Origin of the sequence: Aequorivita capsosiphonis DSM 23843, assembly GCF_000429125.1 — a bacterium.
GTDB lineage: Bacteria > Bacteroidota > Bacteroidia > Flavobacteriales > Flavobacteriaceae > Aequorivita > Aequorivita capsosiphonis.
Window position 1 is genome coordinate 257,657 of the sequence record NZ_AUBG01000010.1, and the last position, 22,276, is coordinate 279,932.

The 22,276-nt window shown below is 37.4% G+C and carries 21 protein-coding genes and 1 tRNA gene; 7 read left to right on the forward strand and 15 right to left on the reverse strand.

What is annotated here, in order from left to right; translation table 11 throughout:
- Positions 1-10: 10 nt before the first annotated feature.
- From G440_RS0108960 to G440_RS0108975, 4 genes are all read right to left on the reverse strand, one after another.
- Positions 11-601, reverse strand: a complete 591-nt coding sequence (locus G440_RS0108960; protein ID WP_026450998.1) for an N-acetylmuramoyl-L-alanine amidase family protein — start codon at positions 599-601, stop codon at positions 11-13.
- A gap of 190 nt (positions 602-791) precedes the next feature.
- Positions 792-1,202 (reverse strand): large conductance mechanosensitive channel protein MscL, encoded by a 411-nt coding sequence (gene mscL / locus G440_RS0108965; RefSeq protein ID WP_026450999.1) that lies wholly within the window; start codon positions 1,200-1,202, stop codon positions 792-794.
- A 69-nt stretch (positions 1,203-1,271) separates the two neighbouring features.
- Positions 1,272-2,396: an alanine racemase gene (alr, locus tag G440_RS0108970; RefSeq protein WP_026451000.1), complete on the reverse strand. Its 1,125-nt coding sequence runs from the start codon at positions 2,394-2,396 to the stop codon at positions 1,272-1,274.
- A gap of 104 nt (positions 2,397-2,500) precedes the next feature.
- Positions 2,501-3,160 (reverse strand): thymidine kinase, encoded by a 660-nt coding sequence (locus G440_RS0108975; protein WP_026451001.1) that lies wholly within the window; start codon positions 3,158-3,160, stop codon positions 2,501-2,503.
- 182 nt (positions 3,161-3,342) lie between these two features.
- On the opposite strand from G440_RS0108975, the gene G440_RS19725 reads away from it, so the two are divergent.
- The 4 genes from G440_RS19725 to G440_RS0108995 all read left to right on the forward strand — a co-directional run bounded on the left by G440_RS19725 (position 3,343) and on the right by G440_RS0108995 (position 6,511).
- Complete coding sequence (locus G440_RS19725; RefSeq protein ID WP_051285245.1) at positions 3,343-4,170, forward strand: hypothetical protein; 828 nt, start codon at positions 3,343-3,345, stop codon at positions 4,168-4,170.
- 11 nt (positions 4,171-4,181) lie between these two features.
- Positions 4,182-4,538 carry a DoxX family protein gene (locus tag G440_RS0108985; RefSeq protein WP_026451002.1) on the forward strand — a complete coding sequence of 119 codons (357 nt, stop codon included), beginning with the start codon at positions 4,182-4,184 and terminating at the stop codon, positions 4,536-4,538.
- 3 nt (positions 4,539-4,541) lie between these two features.
- The gene (rsmI, locus tag G440_RS0108990) at positions 4,542-5,213 is read left to right on the forward strand and encodes a 16S rRNA (cytidine(1402)-2'-O)-methyltransferase (RefSeq protein WP_026451003.1); all 672 of its coding nucleotides are present in this window, start codon (positions 4,542-4,544) and stop codon (positions 5,211-5,213) included.
- Between the two features lie 101 nt (positions 5,214-5,314).
- The gene (locus G440_RS0108995; RefSeq protein WP_026451004.1) at positions 5,315-6,511 is read left to right on the forward strand and encodes an ATP-binding protein; all 1,197 of its coding nucleotides are present in this window, start codon (positions 5,315-5,317) and stop codon (positions 6,509-6,511) included.
- A gap of 195 nt (positions 6,512-6,706) precedes the next feature.
- On the opposite strand, the gene G440_RS0109000 is transcribed toward G440_RS0108995, so the two are convergent.
- Positions 6,707-7,297: a carboxymuconolactone decarboxylase family protein gene (locus G440_RS0109000; protein WP_026451005.1), complete on the reverse strand. Its 591-nt coding sequence runs from the start codon at positions 7,295-7,297 to the stop codon at positions 6,707-6,709.
- A gap of 126 nt (positions 7,298-7,423) precedes the next feature.
- Positions 7,424-9,319, reverse strand: a complete 1,896-nt coding sequence (locus tag G440_RS0109005) for a hypothetical protein (protein ID WP_026451006.1) — start codon at positions 9,317-9,319, stop codon at positions 7,424-7,426.
- Positions 9,320-9,557: 238 nt separating this feature from the next.
- Between G440_RS0109005 and recJ the strand changes: the two genes are divergently transcribed.
- Entirely contained in the window at positions 9,558-11,249 is a 1,692-nt protein-coding gene (gene recJ, locus G440_RS0109010) for a single-stranded-DNA-specific exonuclease RecJ (protein WP_026451007.1), read from the forward strand.
- Positions 11,250-11,434: 185 nt separating this feature from the next.
- Here the strand turns inward: recJ and G440_RS0109015 are convergent, their stop codons facing one another.
- Both G440_RS0109015 and G440_RS0109020 read right to left on the reverse strand, forming a co-directional pair.
- Entirely contained in the window at positions 11,435-12,214 is a 780-nt protein-coding gene (locus G440_RS0109015; RefSeq protein WP_026451008.1) for a UDP-2,3-diacylglucosamine diphosphatase, read from the reverse strand.
- A 26-nt stretch (positions 12,215-12,240) separates the two neighbouring features.
- Positions 12,241-12,690 carry a 6-pyruvoyl trahydropterin synthase family protein gene (locus G440_RS0109020; RefSeq protein WP_026451009.1) on the reverse strand — a complete coding sequence of 150 codons (450 nt, stop codon included), beginning with the start codon at positions 12,688-12,690 and terminating at the stop codon, positions 12,241-12,243.
- Between the two features lie 104 nt (positions 12,691-12,794).
- Here G440_RS0109020 and G440_RS0109025 point away from each other — a divergent pair, with 104 nt between their 5' ends.
- A complete protein-coding gene (locus G440_RS0109025; protein ID WP_026451010.1) occupies positions 12,795-13,430 on the forward strand; it encodes a 2OG-Fe(II) oxygenase in 636 nt (211 codons plus the stop codon).
- Positions 13,431-13,452: 22 nt separating this feature from the next.
- Here the strand turns inward: G440_RS0109025 and G440_RS0109030 are convergent, their stop codons facing one another.
- From G440_RS0109030 to G440_RS0109045, 3 genes are all read right to left on the reverse strand, one after another.
- The gene (locus G440_RS0109030) at positions 13,453-13,764 is read right to left on the reverse strand and encodes a hypothetical protein (RefSeq protein ID WP_026451011.1); all 312 of its coding nucleotides are present in this window, start codon (positions 13,762-13,764) and stop codon (positions 13,453-13,455) included.
- Positions 13,765-13,937: 173 nt separating this feature from the next.
- A complete protein-coding gene (locus tag G440_RS0109040; RefSeq protein WP_026451012.1) occupies positions 13,938-15,272 on the reverse strand; it encodes an MATE family efflux transporter in 1,335 nt (444 codons plus the stop codon).
- Between the two features lie 30 nt (positions 15,273-15,302).
- Complete coding sequence (locus G440_RS0109045; protein WP_026451013.1) at positions 15,303-15,818, reverse strand: GNAT family N-acetyltransferase; 516 nt, start codon at positions 15,816-15,818, stop codon at positions 15,303-15,305.
- 120 nt (positions 15,819-15,938) lie between these two features.
- Between G440_RS0109045 and G440_RS0109050 the strand changes: the two genes are divergently transcribed.
- Positions 15,939-16,733, forward strand: coding sequence for a universal stress protein (locus G440_RS0109050; protein WP_026451014.1), 795 nt, complete (start codon positions 15,939-15,941; stop codon positions 16,731-16,733).
- Between the two features lie 309 nt (positions 16,734-17,042).
- Here G440_RS0109050 and G440_RS0109055 read toward each other — a convergent pair.
- The 4 genes from G440_RS0109055 to G440_RS0109070 form a co-directional block, all read right to left on the reverse strand.
- A tRNA-Ala gene (locus G440_RS0109055) sits at positions 17,043-17,116 on the reverse strand.
- A gap of 81 nt (positions 17,117-17,197) precedes the next feature.
- Complete coding sequence (locus G440_RS0109060; RefSeq protein ID WP_026451015.1) at positions 17,198-18,037, reverse strand: alpha/beta hydrolase family protein; 840 nt, start codon at positions 18,035-18,037, stop codon at positions 17,198-17,200.
- Positions 18,037-20,763 (reverse strand): PD-(D/E)XK nuclease family protein, encoded by a 2,727-nt coding sequence (locus G440_RS0109065; RefSeq protein WP_026451016.1) that lies wholly within the window; start codon positions 20,761-20,763, stop codon positions 18,037-18,039. Before G440_RS0109065 ends, G440_RS0109060 begins: the two co-directional genes overlap by 1 nt.
- Before the next feature lie 73 nt (positions 20,764-20,836).
- Positions 20,837-22,225 carry an OmpA family protein gene (locus tag G440_RS0109070; RefSeq protein ID WP_026451017.1) on the reverse strand — a complete coding sequence of 463 codons (1,389 nt, stop codon included), beginning with the start codon at positions 22,223-22,225 and terminating at the stop codon, positions 20,837-20,839.
- Positions 22,226-22,276 lie beyond the last annotated feature (51 nt).

Below are 22,276 nucleotides of genomic sequence, written 5' to 3' on the forward strand. Positions count from 1 at the left end.
ATCGGGAGCGCTATTTTATTGTATTGTAAATGGCTGCTGCAATTTTATCTTGTCCCTTTACGGATGTCAATAATTTCCAATCATCTGGATTGCTCAAAAACCCCATTTCAATGAGTGTAACTGGTGTTTTTATATTCTTTAAAATGAAAAAGTTCGCGTTTTTGATACCTTGACTTGAGAATTCCTTAGAGATGGAACTTTCAATATGTTGGGCAAAGGCCTTCGATTCTTCGCTTAAAGCATTCTCATCGCTTACGTAAAATTCGAATCCGTTGACTTTTGCATCCTTATGCGAATTAATGTGTAGCGAAATTACATAATCCGCATTCAAGGAGTTTATATGTTCAACCCGATCTTTTAGTGGAACAAAGTAATCTCCTTCGCGAGTAATAATTATTTTCACATCCTCGGCCTTATTCAAGGCAAGGATTTTTAGGCCGATTTCAAAAGCTAGATCCTTTTCCTTAAATCCATCTACTGCAAACCCATCGTCTTTTCCACCGTGACCGATATCAATAACAATTATTTTTTCGCCTGCATAGGAAAATGAAAACGTAAATAGCAGTAATGCAAATCCAAAAACTCTCAAGACTTTTTTCATTGAATTTTATAGTTAAGTAATAATAACGCTTAAAAAATTAGGAAATTACTTATTCCGGAGCTAATTTTTTGTAAAAAAAGAACCCTCCATTGCAAAAAGCTTTGGAGGGTTTAAAATTATAAAGTGCGACTTTACTTCGAAATCATTCAGCAACCTATTTTAAGCAAATAGATTTAAGGAGTGAAACGGATTATTTTTTTCTAAGCTCATCGCGGATTTCCAAAAGAATATCTTTTTCAGATGGTCCTGGATCTGGTGTTGGAGCTTCTTCCTTTTTCTTTTTGGTTTTTGCATAAGCTTTTACCATCATAAAAAGTACAAACCCAACAATAATCAGGTTGATGAGTGTATTGATCCATTTTCCCCACAATATAGCATTCTCGGGTTTTGTAATTTCGCCATCGGCATCAACTACTGCCGCGTCTAACACATATTTAAGGTCGGCAAAATCCATTCCGCCTGCGAAATGACCGACGATGGGCATAATCATATCGTTAGTGAATCCTGTAACAACGAGACCCACGGCTCCTGCTAGAATAACTGCGACGGCAAGGTCTACAACATTGCCCGTCATTATAAAATCTTTAAATTCTTTTAACATGATGGTTGGTTTTAATGATTAATATCGGCTAATTTACTTAAAACATTTTATTTTTTACAAATTGCATCTCTACTTTCTGCAAACAACGCGTTTCACACGTTGTGAAATTCCCGTTATCAATTCATAAGAAATAGAATTTATAGCTGCAGCTAATTCTTCAGCAGTTACAGAAGATCCAAAAACAATGGCCTCATCACCTTCTTCGCAATTGATACCCGTAACATCTACCATCATCATATCCATACAGATGTCGCCAAGAATAAAGGCTTTTTCGCCATTAATAGTTACCCAACCCGTGCTTTTTCCAAAGGATCGCGGAATACCATCTGCATAGCCAATAGGAAGCGTTGCGGAACGCGTTAGCTTTTTAGCGATAAAACCACGATTATAGCCCACGCTTTCTCCTGTTTTAACCGTATGAATTTGTGAGAGTTCTGTTTTTAAGGTTCCAACAGGTTTCAAATGTTTATTTTCTTCTTTATCGTTTCCAAAACCATAAAGACCTATTCCTGAGCGCACCATATCAAAGTGCGCTTCGGGATAATTTATAATTCCAGAAGTGTTTGTACAATGCAACAGTGGCTTGTAGCCTAATTTAAGAATCAATTCTTCGGAAAGTCTTTGGAATGTTTCAATCTGTTTTAGTGTGAATTTCTTTTCGTTTATATCTTCACTAGCTGCTAAATGCGAAAAAGCCGATTTCACCTTTACACTTTTGGTTTTAGCAAGCATTTCAGAAATTTTTGAAATATCATTTTCAGCAAAGCCCAAACGATTCAAACCTGTATTAAATTTTAAATGGATTGGATAGTTTTCTAGTCGATTTTCTTGATTGCCGGTGGCTTCTGTGAAAGCGATAAACTCTTCCAACATTCGCAGCGAATAGATACTTGGCTCCAGACATCTGTTTACAATAAGTTCGAAATTTATTGGAAGTGGATGTAGCACCAGAATAGGAGCTTCAATGGAAGCACCTCTAAGTGCTTCCCCCTCGCTTGGATAAGCAACTGCAAAATAATCTACGCCTAAATCTATCAATTCCTTGGCAATTATAACGGAATCGCTCCCATAGCCGTAAGCCTTTACAACGGCCATAAATTTGGTGCCGGGTTTTATTTTTGAGGTAATGTATTGATAGTTATTATCTAACGCATTAAGATCAATTTCCAGTAAAGTTTCGTTGGCTTTGGGCATTTAAACTTGAAGTTTAAGATTTTATATTTTATAATCGCATTTAAAAAAATTTCAATTTTTAGTGTATTGGGGCAGAGTCTTTTCTAAGATTGATCTTCGCTCTTTTAGGTCTTTTTATCCTCGGTTTTTTCTTGGCTTTCGGCAGGTATAGCTTCAACATCTTTAACGTCCAATTTCACCACTTTATCTCGAAGTTGCGCTTTAAAAAACGCTGCACGGCTCAATGGTTCATATTCTTCGGTTTCGCCTAAAAGCACCAGGGCTTCACTTTTAGCTTTCCGATAGCTGTAATTAGCAAGATTTCCAGTTCTAGTGCAAATGGCATGAACCTTTGTAACATATTCGGCAGTTGCCATTAAAGCGGGCATAGGACCAAAAGGGTTTCCTTTGTAATCCATATCCAAACCTGCAACAATAACCCGAACACCCCGATTGGCAAGATCGTTACACACTTTTATAATTTCATCATCAAAAAATTGTGCTTCATCAATCCCAACCACATCACAGTTATCTGCTAAAATCGGGATGTTTGCAGCTGCCGGAACGGGCGTGGAGCGAATGTGATTACTGTCATGGCTTGTAACTGAATCTTCAGCGTATCGTGTGTCTACAGATGGAGTGAAAATCTCCACTTTTTGACGCGCAAATTTGGCACGTTTCAGTCTTCGGATAAGTTCTTCAGACTTTCCTGAAAACATAGAACCACAGATAACTTCAATCCATCCAAATTGTTCTTTCTGATTTACGGTATTTTCAAGAAACATAGTTTAATTTTACAGACAACTTCGGTATTAATATTTTTTAAAAAGAAGGCTCAACTTGAAGTCTGTTTAAAAGCCTTTGTAAACAACGGATTTAAACAAGAAAACAAAAATAGTTGATGTTTACACAAAGGATGCGTAAATTTATAAAAACAAAATAGAAATTCGGTTTAATTTAAAAAGATATGAAGAAGAAACTCCGCGAGCAAATTACTAGGCTTGCAAAGCAAATAATTGAAGACGAAAAAACGTTTAAAGCAACTTCTGCAAAGGAATTGGTTTTTAAACTTTATGAAAAACTGGTAGTGCTTGAGTATCTCGAAAAACAATTGGAAGAAGATTATGACGATCAGACAGAAGAATCCTTAGACTCCAAAAGTTTCCGCGAAGAAAACTGGTTTACCGAACCAGAGCCCGTGCCACAACCTGAAAACAGAGAGGATATTATTGAGCCTTTAATGGAAAAAATAAAGGATATTGTTGCTCAAATGCCCGAAGAAGGAGAGCGTATTGATGAGCTACTGGACGAAATGCTCCCTAGAAATAGCGACGAAACTTCTGTGGAAGAACCAGTGAAAGAAACTGTGGAAGAACCAGTGAAAAAAGAGGAGGCACCAACTACAAAATATATTAAAAACGATCTGGAGGAATTTGCCTCTAGTTACCAACAAACCCCGGAATTTGAGCGAAAGCAGACTGAATTATTCCCAGAATCCGTTAAAGTAAAAGAGCCTAAAAAAACAACGACGGAATCTCGAGCAAAATCTCTAAACGACTCTGTAAACAAAGGGCTCAACATCGGTTTAAATGATAGATTGGCATTTATAAAACATCTTTTTGAAGGACAAGTAGAAGATTATACCCGCGTACTTTCACAAATAAATACGATGGAAAACTATGAAGAGGCACAAAGTTTTATAAAAGGTAAAGTAAAGCCAGATTATAATTATTGGATGGATAAGGAAGTGTATTCAGAGCGTTTTATGCATATTATTGAAAAACGTTTTAATTAGAATACACTTATATGAGAGCCCAAAAAATTGTTTATTGGATAGCTACTGGACTACTCAGTGCTCTGTTTCTATATTCTGCTTTTACGTATTTAACCGATACTGCCGTAATTGAAGGTGATTATCAGGATTATCAATATCCAAGCTATTTGGTAATTCCTATGGCAATAGCCAAAATCTTCGCTATTCTTTTTATTCTTATAAGAAAACCAAAGTGGGTAATGGAATGGGCTTATGCAGGCTTATTTTTTGATTTAGTGTTAGCCTCTTTTGCACATTATACTTTAGATGATCCGGCAATGACACTTCCTTTAATTGCAATTATTTTATTATTGACTTCTTATTTCTTCGGAAAAACCGTTCGCGCATAAACTATGGGAAAACTCTATCTAGTACCCACACCAATTGGCAATTTAAAAGACATGACCTTTCGCGCTGTTGAAGTGCTTAAAGAAGTAGATTTAATACTCGCCGAAGACACCCGAAACAGCGGAAAACTTTTGAAACATTTTGAGATTGGTACCCAAATGTACTCCCACCATATGCACAACGAACACCGAACGGTGGAAGGAATTGTAAAACGTATTCAAAATGGCGAAAATATTGCCTTGATAAGCGACGCGGGAACTCCAGCCATCAGCGATCCTGGTTTTTTATTGACGCGTGCCTGCGTAGAAGCCGGTATTGAAGTGGATTGTTTGCCCGGAGCTACAGCTTTTGTTCCTGCATTGGTAAACAGTGGTTTTCCAAATGATAAATTTGTATTTGAAGGTTTTCTGCCGGTGAAAAAAGGCCGTCAAACCCGCCTCGAACTTCTAGCCGAAGAAACAAGAACCATCATTTTCTATGAATCGCCGCACAAACTCTTGAAAACTTTGGCTCAATTTGTTGAATATTTCGGAGCTGAAAGATCAGTTTCTGTTTCTCGTGAGATTACAAAACTTCATGAAGAAACCGTGCGTGGAACTGCTGAAGAGGTTTTAAAACACTTCGAAAACAAACCACCAAAGGGGGAAATTGTGGTTGTGGTTTCCGGCAAGAAATAAGGTAATTCATCAAAATTGTTTTTCTTAAAAAACAATAATTAGCCTTAATTGTTCTTTAAAGAAAACAATTCTTGCTATATTTGTTCTTCATCAAGAACAATATGAACGATCTATTTATAATCAGCGAACGCATATTAGACGCTCTGGACACCCGAAAAGAGCGGTATCTTTTAAAAGAGATTGATTGGTCACAGCGACTTATAGGCGTAAAAGGCGCGAGGGGTTCAGGGAAAACCACCTTATTACTTCAACAGATAAAATTTCACCTTTCACCGTCTGATAAAGCACTTTACACTTCACTAGACAACCTTTATTTTTTAAATCACACACTGATTGGTTTGGCCGAGGAATTTGCCTTACAAGGGGGTACGCATCTGTTTTTAGATGAAGTTCACAAATACCCCAATTGGTCGCGCGAGCTAAAATTGATTTACGACCAATTACCTTCATTAAAAGTAATATTTACCTCTTCTTCCATTCTAGAAATAAACAAAGGAGAATCTGACCTAAGCCGACGTGCAGTAAAATATATTTTAAAGGAAATGTCCTTCCGGGAATATTTGAATATCAAACACAATTTGGATTTGCCTTCTTTCGACTTTGAATATATTCTGAAAAATCAAAAGGAAGTGGCCTTGGAACTTAAAAAACAAGTTGAATTCCCTGTTGCAGAATTTAAGGAATACCTTAAATACGGTTGCTACCCCTATAGTTTTGAAGGAATCGATAATTATTACCCTAAGCTTTTAGACACCATTAATCTCATGTTGGAAGTAGACGTAAGTTCTGTGGAAAACATGTCTTTTCAGGAAAGTCGAAAAATAAAAAAGCTGCTCGTGGCCATTGCACAGAGTGCTCCTTTTACACCTAATGTTTCCAAACTTAGTGAACGTTTAGGGTTTTCGAGGAATTTTTTATTGAATTCCCTTAAAATTTTAGACCGTGCCGAACTCATTCACGAATTTTTCACGCAATCAAAAGGAATAGGAGCATTCACCAAACCCGAGAAGTTATACCTTAACAATACTAACTTAATTTATGCCCTCGCCCAAAGTCAATTAGAGGAAGGAACGCTGCGTGAAACATTTTTCGCCAACCAGATGAAGCATCTTTATGAAATTCATTTAGCCAAAAAAGGAGATTTTATCGTAAACCGAAAATATACGGTTGAAATAGGCGGGAAAAACAAAACCACCCAACAGATTACAGGCGTCAAAAATGCGTACGTGTTAAGAGATGATATTGAAATTGGGGCATTAAAGATAATACCGCTTCATCTCTTTGGGCTCATGTATTAACTTTAACAAAAGATCAATGATAAACCCTGACTTTTGGCAGGCAGATCTAAAATCAAAGATGCTTTCCCTTATTCCATCCATGTTTCCCAAGATATTGTTCGCCAGTTTCCACGGCGCCATCCTTTAAACAACGGAAAGTTTTAAAAAAGAAAAAAGTTCTTAATTTTTTAAAACAACCACCATTGGGCTAAATTATTAGCCATGCTTCCCCTTATTCCAGCCAAGCTTTCCAAGAAACCGCTCCCCACTTTCCACAGCGCCTTCTTCAATAGAAGTTCCCATGGAATCGTTCCAACGGTTTAAATATCCAAAAAGCGAAATAACGCCCAACATTTCTACTATTTCCCCTTCGTTCCAGTGTTTGTAGAGTTGTTTTTTAATTTCATCATTAACTGCATTTGGAATTTGGCTAGCTGCCAGTGAAAAATCAAGGGCGGCGCGTTCTGCCTCCGAAAAAGCAGGATGTGTTCTATATTCCCAAATGTTATCGAGTTGCTCCTGTTCCGCGCCATAACGTTCGGCTGCGCGAATTGCGTGCGCTTGGCAATAACGACAACCTGTCGCGTTGCTACTTACCCAAGCAATCATCCTTTTTAATGCCGAAGTAACACGGCCTTCATTCGCCATTACAGCTTTATTAAGATTGATGAAAGCAGCACTTATTGCAGGTCGGTGCTGCATAGTGAGCACACTATTTGGGCAGAAACCGAGGGTTTCGTTAAAAAATTCTGCGAGTTCTTTTGTTTCTGTGTCGTGGTTTGGTGAAAGTGGAGTTACTAATGGCATAATATAATTATAAATGAGTTGGAAAATTTCGAAAGTAAAAATAGCAAGATAATATATCACATAAAATGTCCGAAAGAAAAGATTCACCTCTACTTTCGGACATTTCTAAAAATCACTTTTACTTTATTAATCTTGTTTGAATTTACAGTAGAGCACCCTATCTCTTATTGTGCGATGTTGCAACTCTCCGTTGGTAAGATTGAGTTCTGCAAAGAGCTTTACTTCAAAAGCACAATTAGGCAATGCTGCAACGCTACCAAGATAGTTTAGAGAGCCAAAAGCTTCTTCGCCAAGTGACGGATATGACACTGGTTCGAAACTATGGGGTCCGCCTGGACCATACATTTGCACTGTTACATTGCCCAAATTGGGATTGGCGGATGTATAATTTACCCGCAATGTATTTTCAATTTTACTACAGCTTCCGCCATCTACTAGTTCTTGCAGATCAATTGTCGCGATTCCCAATTCTGTGCTTTTTCCTTCCGTATCCCATGTTCCTCCTTGGGGCACATCCTTGTAATACGTATTGAACATTGCTAGAGGCCTGGACTTCCCACAAATTATTTCGGTGGAAGGATTATTAGCCTCACGTCTAAACATACGCAGAGCGAAATAACTATTGCTTTCTAAAGATGGACCAGAGGTATTACCTGCTATCAAACTACTTTTATCAACCTCCCCTCCTGTTAAATTGGTGGTTTTAAGCCGAATTAAAGATTCACCAAAATGGATTCCGCTGGTTTGAGGCACTACTACCCAGTTATCATTGAAAGCTACTTTAAAGTCCGTACCTCCATCAGAATTCGCTGCATCAGTCCCTCCAATTACATAATTATCGTGACCAATTTCAGGTTCTAAGGGGTTTAATAATTTAGTGCCAATTATAGTTTTGGCAATATCAGATTCAATTACATCTTTCCAGCTTGATTCGGGAATGGTTCCTACTAATATAGAAGGATCCAAAACTTGTGCATATTGGAATTTGTATTCACTTGGCTGTCCATTCAATTTAGCCTTCAATGAACCCAATAACATTATGTTACCGTAAAAAGCTTGATTATTCCAGTTAGTCTCCAATTTTCCATTGGTTCTTCCAGTTGCTGGATCAATATTATTAACTATACCGTAGCGCCTTTCAAAACCAATACTGTAAAATGCCGACTTAGATTCATTAGTAGGAGCTGGAGATTCTGGTAAACACAGTTCTACACAAAGGCAGTTATCCACATTCTTTCTTTTCGGGTTTTGCGCTTCAGAAGGATTTTCAGCAAAAAATTCACTAGAGTCAAATGCATATTTAAAATAAACATCCGGTCCATTGTCAAAGCTGAAAATAGGCGTGGTTTCCACATTGATAAAAGGAGACAAAAAAGTTTTTTTGAAATCCTTGGAACGATAATAAATAAAAAAGTTTCCGTTGGCATCTGTTATTTTACTTCCCAAAAGATCATCTGTAATTATATCGTCATCCATGGCAATAACCTCAATCCCGCCAAGAGGCGCATTACTTTTACAATTTCTAAGCGTTCCACAAATCATCCAAATATCTAGCCTTTTCAAAATATAACACCAAACCTTTATAAGGATTGAATAGTTCCAAACCGCCACGAGACCATTTTCCTCTTGTCTCCATTTAGGTTGAATAACATCCAATAGGACTTCAAATAGTTTAAAATTCTTAGGTTTCTGGATATCTATTTGTCCGTAATCTGGTACTTCATCATAAAACAGCACAACAGCAACAGCTCCGCCGTCGTATTTGGTTTTATCATCATTGATTGTCACTTCGTAATTTCCCGAAGCGTCGGTTTTGGTTTCAGCAAGTAGCTGTTTGCTTCTTTTTTGGATATCGTTCTCCTCAAACACTTGAGAAACTTCTTTGCTTTGGGCAGCAGTAAGTGCGGTTGCTCCATTTTGTTCTTCGTTCAAGCTGTAAATCCGGATTTTTGTGTCCCGAATAGCAAAATCATTTCCATCACAGATGGCAGATTGTAGTTTGCCTTTAATTGTGTATCTCATAATACTAGTTTTAAATTAATATTTTCCACATTCTTAAATTGATTGCAGATTGCTAAGATAGTTTTCAAATTAAAACTAAATACACATATACAACTGATTTCAAAAGGGTTAAACACCTGTATTTTAAAATTAAAACAACTTATCCTGTAGGAAAAGCCCCTTTTTAGTATAGGAAAAACCCTATCATTAATTGAATTCAAAAAAGTTATATTGTACTTTTATACGAGAATAATGAAACATGCGCTGGACCCTTAAACCAATACCCGAAAACGATAAAGTGAATTCCCTTTCAAGAGCTTTGAAAGTAGAGCCACTAATAGCTTCATTATTGGTACAACGCGGGATTGAAACTTTTCAAGAAGCTCAAAAATTTTTTCGTCCAAGTCTTAAAGAGCTTCACGATCCGTTTTTGATGAAGGATATGGACAAAGCCGTTCTTCGCATCGAACAAGCAATTGAAAACGAAGAAAACATTTTGGTCTATGGCGATTATGATGTTGACGGAACCACAAGTGTAGCACTGCTTTCTTCTTATTTAAAGAGTTATTACCCGAATGTCGCAACCTATATCCCTGATAGATATGACGAAGGTTATGGCGTTTCGTATAAAGGAATAGATTTCGCTTACGATAATGACTTTTCCTTGATAATCGCTCTGGATTGCGGGATAAAAGCCATTGATAAAGTCGCGTATGCTTCCGAAAAAAATATTGAATTTATAATCTGTGACCACCACAGACCGGGGAAGGAAATTCCAAAAGCCGTAGCCGTACTAGACCCAAAGCGCGAAGATTGTGATTATCCGTATAAAGAGCTTTGTGGCTGTGGGGTTGGATTTAAATTGATTCAGGCGCTTTCAGTTAAAAGAGGGCTTCAAACTGAAGATCTACTTCTGTATTTAGATTTGGTGGCCACTGCGATTGGCGCGGACATTGTTCCCATAACCGGTGAAAATCGGATTCTAGCTTATTATGGATTAAAGGTAATAAACAGCAATCCACGTACTGGTTTTAAAGCTATTTTAAAGCAGGTGAAAAAGGAAAAACTTACCATCACCGATGTGGTCTTTATTATTGCTCCTCGCATTAACGCTGCAGGACGCATGAAACACGGAAACCACGCTGTTACTCTGCTTGTTGAAAACGATTTAGAAAAAGCTGAAATCTTTGCCGCCGAAATTGAAAAATTCAATACAGACCGAAGAGAAGCAGATAAATCCATTACCGAAGAAGCGCTTCAGCAAATTATCAATAATAAGGAGGAAGAAAGAAAAACCACCGTTGTCTATCAAGAAAACTGGCACAAAGGTGTTATTGGTATCGTAGCTTCACGATTGACAGAAACCTATTATCGCCCTACTCTAGTTTTTACCAAGAGCGGAGAAAAGCTTGCTGCTTCCGCGCGTTCTGTAAAGGGATTTGACGTTTATAACGCCTTGGAAAGCTGTTCAGAACATATTGAACAATTTGGTGGACATATGTATGCCGCCGGTCTCACCCTGTTTGAAAAAGATTTTGAAAATTTTAAAAATGAATTTGAACGTGTAGTTTCAGAAACCATAGCTCCACATTTACTCACTCCAGAAATTAAGATAGATGGAGAAATAGATCTAAATGATATCACACCGAAATTTTTTAGGATTTTAAAACAGTTTGGCCCCTTTGGCCCCGGAAATATGACCCCTACGTTTATGACCCAAAATCTAAAAGATATTGGTTTTGGTAAATGCGTGGGAGAAGACAAAACACATTTACGAGTGGTGGTAAAGCAAGGAAATTCCAATCAATTTACAGGAATTGGATTTAGCATGGCTGAAAAAAGTGATATTGCTTGTAGTGGAAAACCCTTCAAGGCAGCATATTGTATAGACGAAAATGAGTGGCAGGGAAATGTGAGTTTGCAGCTTCGGCTGAAGGATATTATGGAGTGATTCAGTATCCAGTATTCAGTGTTCAGTATTCAGTAAGCAGTATTTGGTGATTAGCGATTTCTTTTTAAATAAAACTCAACCTTCAAAATTTCTACAAAGTTTCTAAAAAACCTTGTAGGTCTCACAAATGAATAATTTAACGCTACGCTAGAATACCTTTAGGGGCAGAAAGACCTTGTGGGACGTTAAAGATTTATAGAATTATTATCAACATTAAATTCTTTCAACTCAAACTTCTCTCCATCAAAAACGCCATAAGTATAATGATTAATCCAATCACCAAGATTATAGTACATTGAATTTTCACCAACATTTATTTCCATTGGCAAGTGGCGATGTCCAAAGATGAAGTAATCGTAATGCTCTTTTTCCAATTTGCGTTTTGCATATTGCGCAAGCCATTCTTTTTCCTCACCCAAAAAATGCTTGTCATCGTCACCTGAAATCAATTTATTTTTCACTGAAAGATGCTGGGCCACGCGTACACCAATATCGGGATGCACCCATCGGAAAAGCCATTGAAAAAAAGGACTTGTAAAGACCTTTTTCATTCGTTTATAGCCTTTATCGCCTGGGCCTTTTCCATCACCATGGCCAATAAAAAAATGTTTGTTATTAAACACAAATGCCTTAGGCTCGTGATACACAGGGATATTGAGCTCCTTTTCAAAATAATCGTGCATCCACAAATCGTGGTTTCCAACAAAAAAATAAATTTGGATTCCACTGTCTCGAAGTTCTGCAAGTTTCCCAAGGGTACGAACAAAGCCTTTCGGAACAACTTTTTTGTATTCAAACCAAAAATCGAAGAGATCACCCAGAAGGAAAATCACATCGGCATCGTCTTTTATGGAATCTAACCATTTTACGAAAATCTTTTCGCGCGGTAAGCTTTCAGCTTGGGTTGGCGCACCAAGATGGTTGTCGCTGGAGAAGTATATTTTCTTGCCTTGTGGAATTTGCATATTCAAAGATAGGAAAGTGATTGGTTTTAATTATCTCCAGCAACCCATTCTGCATAACTGCTATCGGTTTCCTGAAGCTTTAAGGAATGAAGCTGAATATTTTTTGGCAAACGGTTCTTTATTTTTTCTGAAAAGTCAATGACCATCATTTCGCTAGTGGGCTGATAATCTACCAAAAGCACATTGTGGCCGCGATCGCTCAATTCCTTTGCCAATTCAACGTGTGGTGTGTTTTTATTGAAAACCGTAGCATGATCAAAAACATCAACAATTTCCTCCTTTACAATCTTCTTTAAATCCCCAAAATCTATAACCATCCCAAATTTCACATTGTTGCTGTCATCAATTGGACGGCCAACAACAGTCACAGAAAGTTTGTAACTGTGTCCGTGCACATTCCGGCATTTACCATCATAACCGTATAAGGCGTGGCCAGTTTCAAAGGAAAAAATCTTAGTAATTCGTATTGTTTGCATTACTTTTATTTAGACCTCAAAGATACTGCTTTTGAAAAGAAATTTATTTTAAGAAACCTATAGATTTCTAACCTATCTTTACTTACTTTTTTATAGAACTGCAAATGACCGAAGAACTTTTTGAACAGCTGGAATTCGTTGAAAATCCTTTGTTCGAAACTATTATTGAAGACTTGCTTCAGCAGCAATACTGCATTATAAACAACTTTTTTTCTTCGGAAGATGTGGAGATTTTGCGCAATTCATTACTTGCAAAATACGAAGCCGATAAGTTTAAGAAATCGGCAATCGGCAACCGAGTCAAAGAAGAAATAGTCAAAACCATTCGTGGGGATTTCATTCTTTGGATGGATGAAAATAATGCAAATCAAGCTGAATTAGTTTTCTTCAGAAAAATAAATGAGCTGGTAGATTATTTAAACAAAACCTGCTTTTTAGGAATTCTCCATAAAGAATTCCACTACGCGGTTTACCCAAAAGAAACATTTTATAAACGCCATTTGGATACTTTTCAAAATGACGACCGCCGGAAACTTTCTATTGTGTGCTATTTAAACGAAGAAAACTGGCCACGAGAAAACGGTGGCGAACTAACAATTTACACGGAAAAAGAAGTGCTGGATATTTTACCAATTCCAGGACGCTTAGTTATTTTTGAGAGTCAGATTCTTGAACACGAAGTAAAAGTTGTAAAAGCCTCTGAACGTATGAGCATCACAGGATGGTTAAAAACGCGTTAATTTTAAACTCGTCTCTTAAAATTTATAGATAAATCTGATGATCGCGACAATACTTGTTTATATAATTGCGTAGATTTTCCACGGCATTTTTGAAATCAACGCGCTCACTTTCTCCAAAACGTTCCGCTTCCAAATCACGTTTTAGCTCCATGGCAATACTTTCACGGATTTCGGCTATCAAAATGCGAAGGTATTTTTCCTTGCTCATTTCTGAAACTTGTTGCAAGTCTATAAATGCATCGCAGACTTCAGCATATTCTGAAGCGAGTTCCTTTACCTCTGGATTTTCTAGTAGTTCAGGGTTTTTTTTGAATATTTCATAAGGTGTTTTCACATCAAAAAATATTTTATGAATAAATATACGTAATAGATTAGCGCTTTTTCAGCTTTTGATAAATAACGACAGCTATTACCAAAACTCCCAATATTAAAAATAGACCGGGGCCTCCTATAAATTTTAACCAATCCATATTTCAGTGTTCAGTGTTCAGTGTTCAGTAAAAATATTTAATTTTTAATCAATGGGATGTATTTTCTTCGAAATTTGATAACTAGGGCCCCTCCTCTATAAGCTACCCAAACGGTCATTGCGATCCAAATTCCCACTAAGCCCCAATCCATGTACTTTGATAAGTAAAGCACAGGAATAAAGCCGAAAATAGTAGCACCCAACAACACATTTCGCAGATAACCCATTTCTCCCAGACCCTTAAAAATTGAATCTAAGGTAAAAGCAATTGCGTTTAGCGGAAGACATATTAAAACCATAAAGAACATGCCATAGAAAATGGAGAGTACGGTTTCATCTTTATTAAAGAGAAATCCTAATGGCTCATAAAGAAGTATCCCTGCAAGAACAAGAATCGTTGCCACGATAAGATTATAGAAACTCACTTTTTTGGTGAGTTCCCAAAGAGATTTGTAATTGCGTTCCCCTAATAGTTTTCCTGACAGAATATTACCGGCCGCACCGTAACCATCGAGAAAGAACGCCGTAAAGATCCAGATATTAAAGGCGATGGTGTGCGCGGCAATGTACTCCTTTCCCAAGTCTGCCGCCTCACGCGTAGCTAAGATCAAAGCAGTATTTAGAGCTACAGAACGTAAAAATAAGTTGAGGCTCATGTTTATGAGGCGCTTAATTTCTGGATGCAAAGGCAATTTTAATTTTAGAGACACATCTGTTTTTTTCATCAGAAAGATGAAGGCTAAGACTGCCATAATAAGTTGCGAAATAAGGCTGGCCCAGGCAGCTCCCTCAATTCCCATTGGCTCTACCGCCCCTTCTACTCCATAAACCAATGCGAAATCCAGCCCAATGTTTAACCCTGCACCAATTGCGGCGATAATCATTGGCCAAAAAGTGTTTTGCAAACCCCGAAAGATTCCAAATACGGCAAAAGTGAACAAGGTAAGCGGAAAACCCCAAACACGAATGTTGTAATAGTCAATGCTAAAATCCAATACAATTCCCTTGGCATTCATCATTGAAAAGATTTCTTCCACAAAGAAATAAGTTGAAAATAAAACAATAATACTTAGGGCGATATTGAAATAAATGGCTTGAGCGGGAAAATTTTTTAATTCATCAATCTTGCCCGCTCCAAGGTTTTGTGCAACGATAGTAGCAATCGCACTTCGGGTTTGTCCTAAAATCCAAATAAGCGCCGATAGAAAAGATCCAACAATACCTACTGCAGCGAGAGATTCTATTCCAAAATCCTTAATATTCCCAACAACGGCCGCATCTGTAGCTGAAAGAACTGGTTCGGCGATGCCCGAAATAATTGCGGGAATGGCGAGCTGCTGAATACGTTTAAAGGAAATATCTGTTAGGGACATATAACCGGCAAAGCTACAAAATAGGACTTATTAAGAAGCTGTTTCAGATAAGGGAAGTTCATAACAATAAAATGGAAACTCACTTTGATTGGGGAAATAGATATTTTCCAAACGTTTATAACTACGCGCCTCATAAAATTTCTGATTGCGAAGATTTTGGCTAAAAGTATCCAAGCGTATGGAGGCTTTATTATTTTGAATAGCAAGATTTTCCGCGAAATCCATTAAACTTCTAGCTATTCCTTTTCCTTGATAATCCGGATGAACAGCCAAACGATGAATGTAATAATGATTTGAGGTTTCTGTAAGCCACTTTACGGTTTCATATTCTTTATCCATTTTTGTCGAAATAACGATGCAACCAAGTATTGTTTTTTCTGAAGTAAAAACATATAATTCTCCTCTTTCAATATCTTTTTCAAAGGCTTCTGAGTTTGGGTAGGTTTCATTCCATTGAAAAATTCCCTGCATATTCATTTTTTCACCACAGGCTTGCGTCATGGCAAGGATCTGATCAATTTGTGATAATTTTGCAATTTGAATCATATTAAACTTTAATTTTGCTGATAAATTAAAAGTATTCTTTAGCTTGTAAAGTATTTGTTAGCATTTTGGCATTCGCAGTCTTACAAAATTAAACACTTCGTTTATAAATTTTTAATAGTAATGAAAAATATTCTAGTGCCTGTTGGCTCTTCCGAAAATTCGGCAAGCAATTTACAATACGCCATAGATTTGGCAAAAGAGATAAATGCCAAGGTCTATGTGGTCTCTATTTTTAAAGAGCTTTCTAAAGTTGGAGGTCTTTCAAAGGTAAATACTATTTTAAAAGAAGACTCAGAAAATCGATTAAATGAGGTTCTTGCATTGGTTGACACAAAAGGAGTGTCTGTAATCTCCCATCCTGTTAAAGGAGAGGTTTTGGAAGGAATCAGTCGAATAAATAGGCAAATTCCTATCGATTTAATGGTATTAGCGCCCCGAAGCAATTCGATTAAAGAAGAAGTTTATCTCGGAAAAACATCGGGTAAACTTTTAAAGCGCACCAATATTCCAATTCTAGTAGTTCCCGAAGGAGCCAAATTTAAATCGCCAAAAACTATGCTTATGGCTTTTAAGAATGGATCTTTTGAGCACGATGATTTATTGGATGCCGTACGGCAATTTAAAGATCGTTTTGGCACGGTAGTTAATGTACTTCACGTAGAAACTCCAAACACCACGGAAGAAATGGCAGCTGTTACAGATAATTTAATGGCTCTGAAATCATCTTACACTAGGGTTGAAGCCGCCACTACCTTTCAAGCAGTGATTGAGTATTTTCAACAATACCATCCAGATATACTTTGCGTGGTTAGAAGAAAACGCGGATTCTTCAAAAAAATGTGGGAAAAGAATGAAATCTACAAGAGCGAGTTTTATACCAGTAAACCTCTGTTAGTTCTTCCTGTGCAGGATTAAACAGTGTTCAGTGTTCAGTGTTCAGTGTTCAGTGTTCAGTGTTCAGTGTTCAGTGTTCAGTGTTCAGTGTTCAGTGTTCAGTGTTCAAAACTAAAAAATGAACGTTTACATTCCTACGGAATAATTAATATTGTATCTTTTTATCTAACTTTAAAGTAAAATTGCGATTGATTCGGGAATAGCTTCTCATCTCCTAGCTTTGGAATTAGGCGGCCAATGCTTTCTCAAATAATATTCTAAAAAAAATTGGCAGTCTCCACAAACAGCTTTTACTGCTTACTGAATACCGCCAACAGGATACTGAAGTTGTGGAGAATATCGGAGTCGAACCGATGACCTCTTGCATGCCATGCAAGCGCTCTAGCCAACTGAGCTAATCCCCCATTTTTGTTTCGAAGCTCAAAGAGCAAAGGAACATTCGTTGATTAGGATGGCAAAAATAGGAAAATTTTCAATACGTTGCTTCATTTTAAAAAATGAATCGTGCGTTCTACAACACTTTTTAATTCTTTTGGCAACGAGTCTTCATTCCAAGGGTGCTTGGAATTAAAAACATGATCTGCGCCTTCAATTATTTCCAGTTTACTTTTTGGATTCCATGAACGAATTGCTTCGGCTTCATTTATGGAAACCGTTGGATCCTCCGTTCCGTGAACAATAAGCTGAGGAATATTTAAGTTTTTCACAGCCCGCAGAATTGAGAATCTTTCCTCATTCGCTTTAAAGTCTTTATAGAATTGGAAGTTGTGTGGCATTAATTGCTTTGTACGGCTATTTTCAACGTGTGTAACGCCGGTTTCTTTCCAATCCTCAAAGTTCTGGGTTCCTTCTTGAAACCTCGGTTTAAAATCGCTTACACCAGCCCAAGTAATTACTTTTTCGATTCGGGGACCTTCTTCGGCTTTTATTAAAGCAATTCCGCCGCCTCGGCTATGACCAATTAAAGCGATGCTTGAAATGACTATTGGAAGACTTTCGTGGTCACTTTCTATAAAATTTAGAACTCTGTCTAAATCATCCAACTCTAAACTAAAATTATTTTCCGCGAAGGCTTTCAAATCAGGAAAATCAATGGGCTGTTCAATCGTACCGCCATTGTGTGAAAAATTGAATTTTAAAAAGCAGAAACCAGCTTTCGCAAATTCCTCCGCAACTAAATGCCAAGCTCCCCAATCTTTAAAACCTTTATAACCGTGACAAAAAATGACAACGGGTTGCGGTTTTTGTACTTCTTCAAAATAAACATCGTAAAGGATTGGTTTCTTTCCTTCTTGTGTAAGTATTTGGTTCTTTCTGATAATCATCACTGTATTTCTTTTTCTATGAATGGAATATTCGGATCGCAAATTTCCAAGATAAGCTTTTTAAGCTCCACTGTAAAAGTCCCCAAAGTTGTCTCGGTAATCTGATGGTCTCTTTTGCTGAAGGCGGAAGTCTTGGTGCCAAACTTCAGGAAACCACTTCCTAGATTTTTAAAGGAAATAATTCCAGCTTCAACATTGTTTATTGGAATTTCATTACCCATCATTAATGCATAAGTCAAAACTTGAAAAACCTTGCTAAATTTGTAATCCTCATTCAATTCTTCCCATTCAATTATTTCTAAATCACCCTGCTTTACAAGGCCTGTTTTATAATCAATTATTCGCAGTTGTCCATTGTATTCCTCGACTCTATCCACTTTACCGTGAATTTTAACGGGAAAGCCAAGTTTAGGCAAAGGAATTTCTAAGCTAAGATTCGTTTCAATTTTAATAATTTTTATGGCATTGCCTGCTTCAACATCCGCGATTTCTCTTTTAATAAAATTTGAAATATACCGTTTTGCAACTTCAAAAACGATCAGGTTCTTCCCTTTTGAAAATGTGCCACCTTTAAAGGTTTTTTTGAATTGTAAAGTTACCTCCTCATGAATTCTTCCCTTCATTTCCATGAGATGTTCTTTGGAAAGAACAGAACCCTCAAACGGTTGATAGAATTTCTCTAAAGTATCGTGAACAATAGTTCCTAAGGTATTGGCAGCAACTGTTTCTTCCACTTCTTCGAATTCCTGAAGCCCTAAAATTTTCTGAAAATAAAAATCTAACGGATTGCGAATATAACTTGTCAATGCCGAAGGTGAAAATCCCTTTTCCGCAATTTCCTGTATCCGCTCTAAGACTGCATCGGTCTTTACAATTTGTCTTAAGACTTGAGGTTTAATCTGAACCTTTGGCGAAAGAATAAACTTTTCAGCAACATGATTTGCATGTTTTTCAATTTCCAACTGCCTGATAAAACGGCTTTTCTCCCCTGTATTCATCCCCTCGGAATGTGTGTTGTAAAGCAATGAAATATTGGACGCTCTTTGCAACAATCTATAAAAGTGATAGGTGTAAATTGCATCTTTTTCAGTAAAGGATGGAAGTTTGAATTGTTCTTTTAAGTCGTACGTAATAAAAGACGCATTCGATTTGCCAGAAGGAAAAATACCCTCATTGACCGAGGTGATTATCACATTTTCAAAATCAAGCACCCTGGTTTCAAGTACTCCCATGAGTTGGAGTCCTTTATAGGCGTCCCCTTTAAAATCTAGCGAGGCAGAGGCAGCCAATTCAGAAAATATGCTCAACACACTTTTAACCGATTGCAAATAAGGATATTTATTGTTTAAAGCTTCCATTTTATTGAAAAGACCACTAAGCTCCAAAAAAACCAAACCTTGAACCGCATGAATTTTTTCCTGCTTTTGAAGTTCGTCTACAATCTTGATAGCGTTTTCAATAGCAACTTTACTGCTGTCTTTCCAATCTCCAAATAGTAACCGTAGCATCTCACTGCCAGAATCTTTCGAAATTTCTATCAATTCATTTGCCGAGATATGGGTGATATTTTCCCTTGTTAAGGTTAAGGCTATCTCGCTGGCATTGGGAAGTAAGTCGTTCCCCAAAGGATGGTTCAAGATGGAGAGTACGTCCTTGTAATAAAGAGATTCCGCATTGCGAAGATGAATGGAAAACAGTAATTCAAAGAACACGACGCTCGGGAAGTTCTTTAAAGAAAACCCCATCGTCACATTCAAGTTTTTTACATTTTCTGGCAGCGAGTAAAGCAAAGGAACAAGCAGGTTCTCATCACCTAAAACGATTGCTGTTTTGTTAATCTCATCTTCCGAAAGTTGTGAAAGTAGTTCCCCAACGTATTTTGCTTGCCCAACATTCTTTTGTACCTCAACAAACTTAAAGTGTTTCGGTTTTTCAAAGTTGTTTGAAATAAACTGCGGTCTCTCCTTCTGAAAATACTTCCATTCCTTTATATACCTGGTAATAAAATAGGAAGCACTGTGCATGGGGTCATTGTAGAATGACGCATCCGTATCCCAATATATTTTTGTGTTGCCTGTTTCTAAGAGTTCTTGGACAATCTTTCGCTCAGCCGAGTTTAAGGCATTAAAGCCGACGAACACATGGGGTTTTTCCCCATTGCGCTCAACATAGTACTTCAGATTTGAAACAGATTCGCGATAAACCATTCCTTGATAGCCAATGTTTTCCTTTAATAACAGCGATTGAATGTTTTCATAGAAGGAAGGGAGGCTTTCCCAAAAACGTAGATAGTTATTGATGATCTCGGTTTTTTCATCTTTCACATTCCATCTTTCCAAAGTTTTAATACTAGCCAGATAACTAAAAAATGGTTTCGGTTCCACTAGGTATCTATCCATTTCATTAAAATCATTCAGAAGGGTAGTTGCCCATGTGGAATAGGTTTCAAAATCATCTTTCTCTGTAATCGCTGAAGTGTTTAGATAAGCCTCATAGCTTTTGAAAAGTAATTCTGTATTATCTATTATTTCGATATTGGAAAGTTCTTCTACGAACTCTTCAATACTTAGTATTCGGGGAGCGAATTGGGTTTTTGAATTTGTATTTTTAAGTTCATTCAATAGAAATCCACCAGCTCTTTTACTGGGGAGAATTATTGTTAAATCAGCGATATTTGGAAAGCTGTTTTTTACATCAGCGAGGACTTCTTGAAGAAATGTTACCATAGTCTAAAAATAAGAAACGCCCCCGAAATTCGGAGGCGTTTCCATAAAATTTATTAAAACTTATCGTCTGAGCTTATTTCGCTAATGAAATCTCAACACGACGGTTTTCTTGTCTACCAGCTGCAGTCTTGTTTGATGCAATTGGGTTTTCTTCACCATAACCTTCAGAAGTTAATCTTGAACCATCCATTCCGATAGTTTCCAAGTAATCTTTAACTGAAGCGGCTCTTTCTTTAGAAAGCTTCATATTGTAAGCATCTCTACCACTACTATCTGTGTGACCACCAATGTGGAAAGTAGCATTTGGATATTCTTTCATAATATCAACAATGCTTTGAAGAGCACCGTAAGATTCTTTTCTGATAGTTGACTTGTTTAAATCAAACAATACAGTTTTAGAATATTCGTTCAATTCCTTGATGATTTCAACAGAAACTTCAGGGCAACCATTGTTTGCTACAGTACCTGCAACATCTGGACACTGATCGTCTTTATCAAGAACACCATCACCATCTCTATCTTCATAAGGACAACCGTTGTTTTCTTTTGGACCTGCTTCGTTTGGACAAGCATCATCTTTATCGGCAATACCATCGCCATCAGCGTCTGGACAACCATTAAGTGCAGCTAAACCAGCAACAGTAGGACATTCATCAAGATGATCTGGTACACCGTCACCGTCAGTATCAGGACAACCGTTGTATTCAGCTAAACCTGGAGTGTTTGGACATTCGTCAAGTCTATCTTCGATGCCATCACCGTCAGTATCAGGACAACCGTTAAATTCAGCTAATCCTGGAGTTTCTGGACATTCGTCATCTTTATCGTATATTCCATCGCCATCAGTATCTTTTCCACCAAATTGGAATACAACCCCAGCTGAGTGTTGAAAGTGTGTGATACCGTAAGTATCCTCAAATGAGTGCTTGTAAGTTGATTGAAGGTTTAAGGCGATATTTTCGCTAAACCAGAACTTAAAACCAACAACTGCGTTACCAGTACCAAATCCGATATCGTCAACCCAAGTATAACCACCACCAATACCAATAGATGGATCAAACCATCCACCAGGACCATTAATAGCATTTCTAAAGCTGTACTTAATCGAACCATCAGCACCGTAGTAGCTTAGGTCATCTGCTCCAGAATCACCTAATCTATCAATTTTGTTGATAGAACCAGCAGCTGTAAATACAAAACCACTACCAACATATCTACTGATAGCAAGTCTAGAAACTGAAGGCAGAATGTTCCAGTGATCATTCGCATTAAAATATTCATCAAAATAATCGCCTCGGATGGAAGCAGGGATTCGTCCTTTGTCGCTAGTTCCGACTGGGTAAACGTCAACTGCGTTTATCCCAACCTCAACAGCCCAAGGATTGTTTTCGTCTTGCGCGTTCGCTACACCAATTCCTATAAATAGAATTGCAGCAACTAATAATCTGTTAAGATGTTTCATATTCGATTGTTTAATTTTTAAGTGTTAATTATCAGCAAAAGTAAGTTGTTA